This is a genomic window from Ideonella lacteola (genome assembly GCF_038066555.1).
In the GTDB taxonomy this organism is placed as follows: domain Bacteria; phylum Pseudomonadota; class Gammaproteobacteria; order Burkholderiales; family Burkholderiaceae_C; genus Ideonella; species Ideonella lacteola.
The window spans coordinates 267,480-280,309 of sequence record NZ_JBBUTG010000003.1; the positions used below are offsets into that span (position 1 = coordinate 267,480).

Annotated in this window: 9 protein-coding genes; all 9 read right to left on the reverse strand. The window is 68.3% G+C overall.

Going from position 1 to position 12,830, the window contains the following annotated elements; translation table 11 throughout:
- Positions 1-5: 5 nt before the first annotated feature.
- On the reverse strand, positions 6-1,994 hold the full coding sequence (locus AACH06_RS06975; RefSeq protein ID WP_341424926.1) for a tetratricopeptide repeat-containing protein: 1,989 nt from the start codon (positions 1,992-1,994) through the stop codon (positions 6-8).
- 14 nt (positions 1,995-2,008) lie between these two features.
- A complete protein-coding gene (locus AACH06_RS06980; RefSeq protein WP_341424927.1) occupies positions 2,009-3,349 on the reverse strand; it encodes a tetratricopeptide repeat-containing protein in 1,341 nt (446 codons plus the stop codon).
- A 114-nt stretch (positions 3,350-3,463) separates the two neighbouring features.
- Entirely contained in the window at positions 3,464-4,639 is a 1,176-nt protein-coding gene (locus AACH06_RS06985) for a patatin-like phospholipase family protein (RefSeq protein ID WP_341424928.1), read from the reverse strand.
- Positions 4,640-4,847: 208 nt separating this feature from the next.
- The gene (locus tag AACH06_RS06990; RefSeq protein ID WP_341424929.1) at positions 4,848-6,959 is read right to left on the reverse strand and encodes a putative bifunctional diguanylate cyclase/phosphodiesterase; all 2,112 of its coding nucleotides are present in this window, start codon (positions 6,957-6,959) and stop codon (positions 4,848-4,850) included.
- A gap of 22 nt (positions 6,960-6,981) precedes the next feature.
- On the reverse strand, positions 6,982-7,548 hold the full coding sequence (locus AACH06_RS06995) for a YfiR family protein (RefSeq protein ID WP_341424930.1): 567 nt from the start codon (positions 7,546-7,548) through the stop codon (positions 6,982-6,984).
- Between the two features lie 13 nt (positions 7,549-7,561).
- Positions 7,562-9,463, reverse strand: a complete 1,902-nt coding sequence (locus AACH06_RS07000) for a TonB-dependent receptor plug domain-containing protein (protein ID WP_341424931.1) — start codon at positions 9,461-9,463, stop codon at positions 7,562-7,564.
- Positions 9,464-9,734: 271 nt separating this feature from the next.
- On the reverse strand, positions 9,735-11,465 hold the full coding sequence (locus AACH06_RS07005; protein WP_341424932.1) for an ABC transporter substrate-binding protein: 1,731 nt from the start codon (positions 11,463-11,465) through the stop codon (positions 9,735-9,737).
- 98 nt (positions 11,466-11,563) lie between these two features.
- Positions 11,564-11,872, reverse strand: a complete 309-nt coding sequence (locus tag AACH06_RS07010; protein WP_341424933.1) for a DUF2160 domain-containing protein — start codon at positions 11,870-11,872, stop codon at positions 11,564-11,566.
- Between the two features lie 129 nt (positions 11,873-12,001).
- Positions 12,002-12,814, reverse strand: coding sequence for a carbohydrate ABC transporter permease (locus tag AACH06_RS07015; RefSeq protein WP_341424934.1), 813 nt, complete (start codon positions 12,812-12,814; stop codon positions 12,002-12,004).
- Positions 12,815-12,830: the final 16 nt, after the last annotated feature.

Sequence of the window (12,830 nt, forward strand, 5' to 3'; positions counted from 1 at the left end):
GCTGGTCAGCCCAGCGTGCGGGTGTCGATCCACTGGACACGCCCGGTGCGGCGTTGGACTTCGTCCATCAGGTGCTGGGTGCCCCCAGGGCCGTCGCCGCCGCTGCCGTTCCACAGGCACACGAACCGGGTCTTGTCGGGGCCCCAGGCGAGCGCCGTGTTCATCAGCCAGTCGTTGCAGCGCACATAGGCACTCTGGCCGCGCGGGCCAGGGCCGAGTTCGTCGGGCAGCACCCGGGGTGGATCGGCCAGGGCCGCTCGCACCGCAAACCAACGGTCGCGCCAGCGTGCCCCGTCGGTGCTGGGCAGGATGGACCGCTGGATGTAGTCCGGTTCGGCCTGCGGCAGCATCACCTGGCACCGCACGCCACGCGCCTGGGCTGCCTCCAGAAACAGCAGGTCGCCACCGGCCGCGCACTGGCACAGCGCCAGGTCGCGGGCATCGGCGCCCAGCTCATCCAGCGCGGCGCCGATCCGCCGCGCCGCTTCGCCTTCGTGCGCCGCGGGAAAGCGCGCTTGCGGCCGGCCCGGGGCATCGACCATGTGGCCCGAGAACAGCAGCACCTGCCGCGGCACAAAGGGCGGGGCCAGGCGCCGCAGCTCGCGCTCGATGATGTCGATGGCCTGCGAGGTCTCGGCGGGCTGGAACCCGAGGTCGCGCAGCAAGATGAGCGACTGCAGTGTCGAGTCGAGGGCGAACCCGTCACGGTCGGCGGCGGCCGCCGCCGAGCGGTAGTCGCGCGGCACGGCGGCAGCGTCGGCGCGCAGCAGGCTCAGCATCGCCTGTGAGGCGCGGGCCCAGTAGTCGCGCGGCGAGCGCGCCAAGGCGCTGCGCACGGCCCAGCGCACGCCGCCTTGCAGCGTGTCGGTATCGGCCGCCGAAACGTCACCCCCCAGGTGGGCACGCAGCACGGTGAGCATGTACGCGTTGAGGCCCGAGTAGTGGTGCGACGGGTTCGCCACAAAGGCCCTGAGGTAGGGCGCGATCGCGTCGCCGAGGCTGGCGTCTTCTGCCGCGGCCGCCTCTCTCAGCGCGCCGGCCGCCACGGTGCCGTGCGGGGCGGGCCGCCAGCGCGCAATCCAGCTGTCTTTCTCGACCCGGCCGGCCAGGGCCCAGCACTCGGCGTCGCCGGGATGGTCGGCCGTCAGGGCCTGCGTGCACTCGCGGGCTTCTTCGAAGCGGCCGAGCCGCCCGAGGCAGATGGCCTGCTTCTGGCGTGCCCGCAGGTCTTCGGGGTCGATCTCGAGCGCGGCATCGAACTGCTCGAGCGCCAGAGCGGCTTGATGCAGGGTCAGCAGCGAGTCGCCGGCTTCGCACTTGGCCTCGAGCGCCAGCGCACGCGTCGGGGTCTCCTGCGCCAGGGTCATGATGTCGCCCGGTCGGTTGCGCTGCCGTGCCACCTCCATGCGTTGCGACCACTCGCGGTAGGCGTCGCTGAATTCGTTGGCATCGGCCAGCAGCAGCCGGCGCCACTGTGGCTGCTGCAGGTGGGGCAGCAGGGCGTAGACCGGGCTGACCTTGCGCCGCGTCGAGGTGGCCAGCGTCTCGCGCACCATCGCGACCAGCCGGTCGCGATCGGCGGCCAGCTGCGTGGCGTCCGGCAGGCCGCCGGCCAGGTGGTAGCGCAGCTTGCGCTCGGTGTAGGTGTCGAAGGCCTTGGCACTGTCGGCCTCGCGGCCCCAGGCGGCGTCGGCGCCATACACCAGCACCACGCCACGGGCGCGCAGCGCATGGCGCACGCCCAGCTCGTACCAGACGTTCGCGTTGGGCAGCGTCAGGTCGGCGATCACCAGGTCGGCGACCAACAACTCCTGGAACATGTCGACGCGGATGTCGCCCGCGCGCATCTCTTCATCGGCGCGGAACACCTCGCAGCCGGCGTCTTCGAGCGCGGGGCGCAAAAGATCGTCCAGCACCCGGTTGAAATCGATCAGGCCGCCGTGGGGCCCCGGCTTGGCGCCGAAGGGCATCGCGATGAAGGCATGCGGCTTCATGGGCCCCTCCTCGGTCAGGCGGTGTCGGCGGCCGGATGGACCGGCCCGAGCCGTGCCACCAGTTCGTTCGTCAGCTCGCGCAGGCGGGTGGCTTGTGAGCTCGCAGCGGCCTGCTTGCGCGGGCTGACCTCGGTCATCGCCTGGGTGCGGCGCTGCCAGCGCCGCTCGGCTGCGCCGTCGGCCAGCGCAATCGAGGCCTGCCACATCGTCGCCGCGGCCCAGTAGCGGGCGCTGATGCTGGCGTCGGCACGGGCCGCGGCGGGCTCGGCCAGGGTCTGCGCGTCGCGCCACAGCCGCTGTGCGTTCACCCAGTCGGCCAGCGCATCGTCGTGGCGCTTGCTCTTCAGGTGCTGCGTGGCGCGCACCTGCAGCAGGTAGGCGAGGTGCGCGGCGTTGTAGTGGTCCACCTTCAGCACGTGGCTGCGCTCGAAGGCCGACAGCGCTTCGGCCAGATCGGCCGGATCATGGGCGCGATCCCAACGCCGTTGGTGGATCGCGGCCCACAGCGTCAGCGTGGCGGCGTCGTTGGTGGTGGCCGGTGACAGGGTCGCCAGCAGGTCGCGGGCGGCCTCCAGAGACTTCGCCACGCTGGGCCGGCGGTGTCGGTAGGTGGCCAGCGCCAGTTGCTGGGTGGCATGCGTGTCGCTGGGGCTGAAGCGTCGCACCTCGTCCCAGGCCTTGACCGCCGCGCCGTAGTCTTCGACCGCCATGGCCCGCTGGGCGCGATCGAGCCAGTCGCGCGCAGTGGGCGGTGGTTTCGGGGCCCGGGCGGGGCGGGTGCCACTGCCTACCGACGTGGGGTTCCCCGGTGCCTCGACCGGCGTCGGCGCCACCGGCGCGCTCACGCCGCGAGGCGGTTGCAGCAGCGGCAGCATCGTGTAGACGGGGCTGTCGGTGCGGGTGTCGGCCATCACCACCTTGATGCAGGCGGCCAGGTCGCGCTCGAAGCGCCGCGCCTCTTTCGCCCCCACATCGGGCCCGAGGTGCTCATAGCGCCGGATGACGATGTGGTTCACATCGAAGGGGCTCTTGAACTTCGACTCGGCCACGACGATCGTGGCGCGCGGCCGCAGGGCGTAGCGCACGCCCAGCTCGAAAGCCGCGTTCAGGTTGTTGGTCGACAGATCGGCTATGACCAGGTCGGCATTGAGCAACTGCTCGTACATCGGGATGTCGATCGTGCCGGCGTGGACGATCTCGTCCGCCCGCTGGCAGCGCAGCCCGGCGCGTTCGACGGCGGCTTTGATCACGTCGTACGAGGCGTCGAGGTCGAGCACCCGGCCGTCGGTGTAGTCGGTCTTCGAGCCGAAGCCCTGGACGACGAAGCACAAGGGTTTGTCGGTGGCGTTCTTCAAGCGCGTGGGAGGCGTCGCGATAGGTCGCCGATTCTGACCCGGGTCAGGGCCGGTTTCATCCGAGGGCGGCCCCGGGGGCGGGGCCTCGGCCCAACCCACTCTCAGCCCCTCAGCTCATCTGACGAACCCGCGCCAGTGATGGCGTTGCACCGATTGAGCCGCATAGGCCGTGCCCACCCGCTGGATCGCCGGAATGTGCTGCACCGAATCCATCACCTGCACCGCCTTCGCGTCGACATCGGCCAGCCCCAGGGCGTCCAGCCCCGCGCGGCTGGTGTCGGGGTCGTAGCGCAGGTAGCTGAACTGCTTGGCGCAGGTCGATGTGACCGCCTCGGCGTCGCGGCCCACGAGATCGCCCAGCTCATGGTCCAGCGGGCCGCCATGGCGGCAGTCGCCCACCACCCGGCAGGCCATGTCCCAGCCGGCGCTGGCCGCATTCATCAAGGCCCCGGGGATGTTCTTGGCATGGTCCAGCAGCCAGAGGTCGTCGGGATCCAGCCCAGGCCGCGCCTTCGGGGCGCCGCCGGTGCCGACCGAGACGATCAGCAATCGGTCGGCCCCGGTCGCCCAGTTCACCTGGTAGGGCCGGGCCGTGACCATCTTGAAGGCGAGGAAGGCCGGGTTGTTGTAGGTGGTGACGCCGCCGTCGACGAAAACGAACTGGTGCTCCTTCTCGCTCCCGGCGCCGATGGTGACGACTTCGGGCGGGAAGAAGGTGGGAGCGGCGGTGCTGGCGCGCACCAGTTGCCACAGCGGCAGGTGCAGGTTGCAGTCGGGCCGGTCGGGCTGGTTGTATTTGGCGCGCGGGTGGTTGCTCACCGGCCAGGGCGAATCGGTGGTGTGGTTGCGCAGCACCATCATCAGCAGCGTGCGCAGGCCGGTGTCACCCAGCGTGGCCGGCGGCTCGTCGGTCGCACGGCCGAGGGCCCGGTTCAATTCAGCCTTGAGCTTGGCGGCCAGCGGCTCGTCTTCGTAGCTGTATTTCAGGCGGCTCAGGATGCTGGCCTTGTGGAACATGTCCGGCCCGCTGTCGACATAGAAACGTCGGATCTGATCGACGCTCATGCCCGCCGAGATGCAGGCCGCGATGATCGCGCCCGTCGAGGTGCCGCAGCAGAAGTCGAACCAGTCGGCCAACACCAGATCGGGCCGGCCGGTCTCGTCACGCAGCTCGGCTTCCATCGCCGCGAGGATCTCGACGCTGATCAGGCCGAGGATGCCGCCCCCGTCACAGGCCAGGATCTTCTTCGGGCCTGGTGCGTCCAGGCGTTGCAGCAGGGTGTGGTGCATCGTGTCTCCATCCGGGGCAGCCCGTCAGCCTGCGCGGCGACGTGGCCCCTTGGAACCTGTCGCCATCGCGCAGACGTGTTGCAGCCGTTGCGCATCGTGTGCGATGGCCAGAGTGTCGGTGCTGGCGCGCGTCGATGCACGCGAATCGTGCCCGGGCGGTGAGGTGGTGGGGCGCCGTGAAGCGGCCACCCGTGCGGCCCGCAGCCCGTCAGGCGGTGATTTCAGCGTCTGCCGGCAGGGCGCGCAGCAGTTCGCTGGCAGCGGCGTCACCCAGCGGAGCCGCGAAGAGATAGCCTTGCCCACGGCGGCAGCCGAGCTGGCGCAGGGCATTCGCCTGCATCGGGGTCTCGATGCCTTCTGCGATCACGTCGGCGCCGATGGCCGCGCCGATCGCCACGATGGCACGGGCGATCGCGTCGCCGTGCGTCGTGCCGCCACCCAGCTTGCGCACGAAGGCCCGATCGATCTTCAGCGTGGTGATGGGGAAGCTGTCGAGGTAGGCGAGCGAGGAGTAGCCGGTGCCGAAGTCATCGATGGCGAGGCCGAAGCCGGCGTTGCGCAGCCGGCCCAGGCGGCCCAGCATCAAGTCGCTGCGGTCGACCAGCAGCGACTCGGTCAGCTCCAACTCCACGGCGCCGGCGGGCAGGCCGCTGTCGTCCAGCGCTTGAATCAGCCGGGCGATGGCGTCTTCGCTCGCCAATTGCCGTGCCGACAGGTTCACGCTCATCTGCAACTGCGGATGCAGACGGCGCCATTGCTGCAGCTGCGTACATGCTTCTCGCAGCACCCACTCGCCGATCGGCTCGATCGCCCCGCTGGCCTCGGCCAGGGGGATGAACTCCACCGGGCTGATGAGGCCCAGGGTCGGATGCCGCCAGCGCAGCAGGGCCTCGAAGCCGAAGACCACCGGAGCCGAGGCGCCAGTGGTCTGTTGGGCGGGCAGCAGCACCTGCGGCTGGTAGACGAGGATCATCTCGCCGCGCTGGTGCGCTCCGTCGATGGCCAGCTCCAGCGTCTGTCGTCGGCTCTGGGGCTCGCTGCCCCCCGCGTGGTACAGCCAGTAGCGGTTCTTGCCGCGTTCCTTGGCGTGGTACATCGCGCTGTCGGCATGCCGCATCATGCTGTCGCGGTCGTCGGCCGACTCGGGGAAGAGGCACGCGCCGATGCTGGCGGAGACCTGCGCATCGCGGTGCTCGGCCAGGCGGTAGCTGCGGGCCAGCTCTTCCACGAGCTTGGCGCAGACCGCCTCGACCTGTTCGATACGGCTGTCATCGTCGATGATGACAGCGAACTCGTCGCCGCCCAGTCGGCACACGCCATCGCTGCGGCGCAGGGTCTCGGTCAGCCGGCGCCCGACTTCCTTCAGCAGCTCGTCGCCGCGGTCGTGGCCGAGGGTGTCGTTGATCTGCTTGAAGCCATCGAGATCGATGTAGATCAGCGCGCAGCGGCCCTGCTCGCGGTCGGCCCGCTCGACGGCGGCGTCGATGCGCTCGAGGAAGTAGTGCCGGTTGTGCAGGCCGGTGACGGGGTCGAAGTAGGCCAGGTCGTTCAGCCTCACCTCGGCCTGGCGGCGCTGGTGCAACTCGTGGTTCAGCCGCTCGTCACGCTGTTGCAGCTGGCTCATCATCTGGTTGAAGCCGCTGGCCAGCGCATCCACTTCGCGGCTGCCGCTGGCCGAGGCGCGCAGCCCGAAGTCCTGCTCGCGGCTCACCCGTTCCGTCAGCTCGACCAATCGGTTCAGCGGCTCGGCCACCCGGGCGGCCACCCGCCGCCACAGCGGCACGGACAAGCCGAATGCGAGCCCGGCCAGCGCCAGGCTGACGACGATGGTGCCGGCCAGCGCCTGGTAGGTCGAGGCGAGCCCGACTTCCATGGCCACGGTGCCCACCACCTTGCCGTGCAGCAGGATCGGGCGGTACACCGCGGCACCGCACCATTGGAGATCCCAGGTGCGCAGGTCGGTGGGTTGCAGCACATGGCATTCGCCGCGGGCGTGCTCGGTGGTGTAGCTGCCCAGCGTGCGGCCGTCGGGCAGGAAGATGCGCGCCTGCTGCACATCGGGCGAAGCGGCCAATGAGGCGAGGATCTCGTTGGCCTCTTCATCGTTGCCGAAGGTGACCGCCGCCGCGCTGTTGCGGCCGATGATCTCGGCCTCGGTGGTCATGCTCGCTTCGAGCGACTGGCGGCGGTTCGCCGCTTCGTGCAGCACCATGCCGACGGCGAAAGCGGTCAGCACCAGGGCCGTGAGGGCCAGTCCCACCAGCGTGATCTGACGCTGGATCGATCGTCGACGAAGCTGGGAAAAGCGTGGCCTGCGCATGTCGCGTGGTGCGGGCGGCCGTTCAGAGCGCGCCGGCCACGTAGCTGGCCAGCTTGAGCATGCGGGCGCTGAAGTTCAGGTTGGCGCGGCGCGCCACCTTCAGGTTCACTTCAAAGCCCAAGCGTGCATCGCGCTTGTGGATCTCGATCATCACGCCCTTGTCGGCCAGGCCGTCGCCATCGGTCACCGTCAGCACGGGCGCCCCGGCCAGGCGAACGAGCACTTCATCGACCTGTGAGCGCTGGGAGTCGTCCACATACAGCGCATGACAGCCGGTGAGGCTGTCTTTCACACCGATGTGGCGCACGCCGATATGCAGGCCGCCGAGCACCGGCTTGCCTTCGAGCTTCTTCAGCTCTGCATCGAGCGGCGTGGTGCCGAGCACGCACAGGCGAAAGGGTTCGTCCGGCGGCACCGGCCATTGGGTGAACTGGATGAAGTTGAACAGGTACGCGGCCTTCAGTGCGCGCTCATCGATCTGGGCGGTGGCCGGGGTCACCGGAACGGCCAGCAGCAGCGCCATGAAGACGGCGAACGTCTCTCGGAACGCCCGTCGCAGACGGCAGGCGACGCGCAGCGGAGGGTTCATGCGACGCCCCACGTCAGAAACTGCCCGTGAGTTCGATCCACGCGGAGCGGCGGCGCCGATCCGTCAGCGGGTCGCGGAAGTAGCGGTCTGTCGATTCCTCGCGCTGGTTCGTGATGTTGCGCCAGCCGATGCGAAGGTCCAGATGGTCGACCAGCTTCTGCGACACGAGGGTGAGGTCGACCAGTTCGTGCGGGGGCATCCGCGCGTCGCCGATGTTGTCGAACGCGCCTGTCCGCCGGTAGGCCAGGCTCAGGCGCAGCGTCTCGCCCACCAGCGGGGCGGAGGCCTGCAGCTTGCTGACCGTGCGCGGCGAATACGGCAGCTCGGGCCCGATGTTGGCGGCGGCATGCTGCCAGGCCTGGCTGGCGCGCACGCGGAAACCGTGCCATTGCCACTCGGCCTCGAGCTCCACGCCATGGCCGTCGACATGCGTCACGCCCTCGGCCGGATTGAACAGGTGGCTGATGCGGTAGCGGTACACCGTGCCCAGCAGACGCAGGCCGTCCTGCCGGTACTCGGCGACCACTTCGTTGTTGGTGACACGCTCGTCCGAAACCTCGTTGTCCAAGCCGAACACCCGCTCTGACGTGGAGGCGAAGCGGGTGGCCCGGCCGTGCGACAGCTTCACCTGCCATTCGGGCGCCGGCAACCACACCACGGCCGCGCGCGGGCTCCAGGCGACATCGGAGTAGGTGCGCTTGTCGACCCGCAAGCCACCGGTGATGCGCCACTGCGGGCTCAGCGTGACTTCGTCTTCGCCCGAAAAGCCCACGCTGCGGCGCCGGTCGTCGTAGATGTAGCTGCGGCCGTCGTAGTCGAGATAGTCCGCGCGCAGCAGCGGGTCACGGCGCACGCGCGCCCCCAGCACGATGCGGTGATCTTGAAGGCCGTCGAAGCTGAACTGGCCGTCGAGCGACCACCAGGTGCCATCGTTGGCATTGCGGGCGTACCCGTATTGGGTGTCTTCGTCGCTGGTCCGATAGGCGTAGCGGCCGCCATTCAACCGGATCGAGGTGCGCCAGTGTTCGCCGGTCTCCCGGTCGTAGCCGAGCGAGAGCAGCTCGTTGCGGTCCAGGTAGCTGTAGTACCAGTACGGGCGGGCATCGGTGTAGACGCGGCGCTGGGCGCCCATGGCCTGGATGCTCAGCCCCTCGTAGCTGCCCTTGAAGAACAGATGGTGGTCGTGCCCGGTCGAGATGTCGAAGATGTCGCCGACTTCGGGCGACGGGATGCCGGAGTCGGCGTGCACCGTGGCCGAGAGCAGCCACTCGGCGCCGTTGGGCAGGCGTTGGCCGCCGGTCAGGCGGACGTAGCGGTCGTTCCAATCGCCCAGCAGGCCGCTGACCTGCAGCCCGGCGATGTCGCGGCCACGCTTGGTGACGACGTTGATGACACCGAGAAAGGCGTTGTTGCCGTACATCGCGGTGCCCCCGCCCGGGGCGTATTCGATGCGATCGATCAAGGCCACGTCGATCAAGGCGTCCGGGCCGAGATAGGGCTGGTCATACAGGTTGTCGACCGCGGGGATGCCGTCGATGAGCAGCAGCACCTTGCCGGCAAAGCTCATCGGGCCGCCGATGCCGCGCGCGCCGAGGAAGGTGTATTCGAGCGAGTGGGTGATGTGCATCCCCCGCATCTGGTCCAACACCTCGCCGAAGGTGCGCAGGCCCAGCGCGCGGATGTCTTCGGAGGTGAGGACCGACACGGCCGAGGCCGCATCCGTGATCTGCCGGGCGAACCGGGCGGCGCTGATCACTTCGGTTTCGAGCAGGCTTTCCAGTGGCAGTTCGGTCAGCTCTTCGGCGCCCGCGGCGGCGTGGGCCAGGCTGGCGAAGGCCATGCCGACGGCCAGGGCCACGGCCTGGGCCAAGGGGAGACGGCGGCGCACGATGGCGGCGAAGGCGTTGAGATGCATGAAACAGCCAGGGGCGTGCGTGCGCGGACGGACCGTGCACGATCAGGAGGATTGTCCCCAGCCATATCGACCGCGGTCCATCGAACTGAGGGGCCGCCGCCGCGTTGATCCGCCCCACCGTGACGGCGGTCACGCCGACTGTGGCCGCCGAGCCGCCCCCCAGCTGCAATGGCGCATGAAAAAGGCCGCGCCAGGATGGGGTGATTCCATCCCGGCGCGGCCGGTTGCCGGCCCGCCGCACGCGCCGGCAGGCTGGTCGATCAGGCGGGGATCAACGCACCCGGCCTTCCTTCCAGGCTTGCAGCAGGCGGACGTAGTCGATCGTCTCGCCCTGCGGCTTCTCGTTGGCCAGCTTCTTCCATGGCGCGCTGGTGTCGGACAGCCACTTGTCCGGCGAGCTCTTCGGGTTGAGCTTCGGTGCGCAGGTCGCCATGCCGGCCCGCTCCAGGCGCGCCAGCACGTCGTCCATTTCCTTGGCCAGGTTGTCCATCGCGCCCTGCGGGGTCTTCTCGCCGGTCACCGCCTGCGCCACGTTCTTCCACCACAGCTGCGCCAGCTTGGGGTAGTCGGGCACGTTGGTGCCGGTCGGCGTCCAGGCGACGCGCGCCGGGCTGCGGTAGAACTCGATCAGGCCGCCGTACTTGGCCGCGTTCTGCGTGAAGTAGTCGCTGCGGATGTCGGAGTCGCGGATGAAGGTCAGGCCGACGATGCTCTTCTTCAGCGAGGTCGTCTTCGCGGTGATGAACTGGGCGTACAGCCAGGCCGCGGCCGTGCGGTTGGCGTCGTGGCCGGAGAAGAAGGTCCACGAGCCGACGTCCTGGTAGCCGTTCTGCATGCCCTGCTTCCAGTACGGGCCGTTGGGGCCGGGCGCCATGCGCCACTTCGGCGTGCCGTCGGCGTTGACCACCGGCAGGCCCGGCTTGGTCATGTCGGCGGTGAAGGCCGTGTACCAGAAGATCTGCTGCGCGATCTGGCCCTGGGCCGGCACCGGGCCGGCTTCGCCGAAGGTCATGCCGGTGGCTTCCTTCGGCGCGTACTTCTTCATCCAGTCGACGTACTTGGTCAGCGCGTAGACGGCGGCTGGCGAGTTGGTGGCACCGCCACGCTCGACCGAGGCACCGACAGGCGCGCACTTCTTGTCGTCGACACGGATGCCCCATTCGTCGACGGGCACGCCGTTCGGGATGCCCTTGTCGGCCGTGCCGGCCATCGACAGCCAGGCGTCGGTGAAGCGCCAGCCGAGCGATGGATCCTTCTTGCCGTAGTCCATGTGGCCGTAGATCGGCTTGCCGTCGATCTGCTTGACCTCGTTGGTGAAGAAGTCGGCGATGTCTTCATAGGCCGACCAGTTCAGCGGCACGCCCAGGTCGTAGCCGTACTTGGTGCGGAACTGCCGCTGCAGGTCCTTGCGGGCGAACAGATCGGCGCGGAACCAGTACAGGTTGGCGAACTGCTGGTCGGGCAACTGGTAGAGCTTGCCGTCCGGGGCGGTGGTGAAGCTGCTGCCGATGAAGTCCTTCAGGTCCAGCCCGGGGTTGGTGAACTCCTTGCCCGCACCGGCCATGTAGTCGGTGAGGTTCATGATCTTGCCGTAGCGCCAGTGCGTGCCGATCAGGTCGGAGTCGCTGATCCAGCCGTCATAGATCGACTTGCCCGACTGCATGGAGGTCTGCAGTTTCTCGACCACGTCGCCTTCCTGGATCAGGTCGTGCTTGACGGTGATGCCGGTGATTTCGGCGAAGGCCTTGGCCAGCGTCTTGGATTCGTACTCGTGGGTGGTGATCGTTTCAGAGACGACCGAGATTTCCTTGACCCCCTTGGCCTTGAGCTTGGCGGCGGCATCGATGAACCACTTCATCTCGGCCAGCTGCTGGTCTTTGCTCAGTGTCGATGGCTGGAACTCGCTGTCGACCCACTTCTTCGCGGCGGCCTCGTCGGCCCAAGCCTGACCCGTCAGGGCGCAGGCGGCGGCCAGGGCGAGTGCGGTGTAGCGCACCTTCATCTGCTGTCTCCTCATTCACTGCTGCTTCCCCGTGTGCGGCGGGGTTACCACGGCCCCGGGGAAGCACCGGGCCGGATCCCTCGAAAACCGGAGCGGCGTCAGCCCTTGCGCATGATCAAGGCCAGCACCGCCATCGAGAGGGCGAAGCTGATCCACACGCTGGGCTCGCTGTCGAGCGAGAACTTCTCGGCGATCTTGCCGGCCAGGCCGACAAACGCCAGGTTGATGTAGGCGGCCGTCAGCAGGCCGATGAAGAGCCGGTCGCCCCGCGTGGTGGCGATCGGCAGCCAGCCCTTGCGCATCGTCGTGGGGCTCTTGATTTCCCACACGGTCATGCCAATCAGCATCAGCACGATGCAGGTGAAGAACACCGCCACCGGGGTGGTCCAGACCATCCAGTCAAACATGGCCCACCCCCGGAGCGCCTTCGGCGCTCCCCCTCAAGGGGGCGCCGCCAGCGGCCTGGCAGAGCCAGTTCCGCGGCGTCTGCTTGGTTCGGTTGATGCGTTGCATAGATTGCTTCCTTGATCGAAGGGCTACACCCGTCCCATCGCGAAGCCCTTCGCGATGTAGTGGCGCACGAACCAGATCACGATCGCACCGGGCACGATCGTCAACGTGCCGGCGGCGGCCAGCACGGCCCAGTCCATGCCGGAGGCGCTGACGGTGCGGGTCATCGTGGCGACGATCGGCTTGGCGTTCACGCTGGTCAGCGTGCGGGCCAGCAGCAGCTCGACCCACGAGAACATGAAGCAGAAGAAGGCCGCCACGCCCACGCCGGCCTTGATCAGCGGCAGGAAGATCGTCAAGAAGAAGCGCGGGAACGAGTAGCCGTCGATGTAGGCGGTCTCGTCGATTTCGCGTGGGATGCCGCTCATGAAGCCTTCGAGAATCCACACCGCCAGCGGCACGTTGAACAGCAGGTGCGCCAGCGCCACGGCGACGTGGGTGTCCATCAGGCCGATGGTGGTGTAGAGCTGGAAGAACGGCAGCAGGAACACCGCCGGCGGCGTCATCCGGTTGGTGAGCAGCCAGAAGAAGATGTGCTTGTCGCCCAGGAACGAGTAGCGGCTGAAGGCATACGCGGCCGGCAACGCGACGGTGATCGAGATCACCGTGTTGATCGCCACGTAGATCAGGCTGTTGATGTAGCCCGAGTACCAGCTTTCGTCGGTGAAGATGGTCTTGTAGTTGTCCCAGGTGAAGGCCTGCGGCCACAACGAGAAGCTGGAGAGGATCTCCTCGTTGGTCTTGAAGCTCATGTTGACCATCCAGTAGATGGGCAACAACGCAAACAGGATGTAGAGCGCCAGCAGAACGCTGCGCTTCTGGAACTTGCCTTCAGTCATGACGACCCCCTGCGCG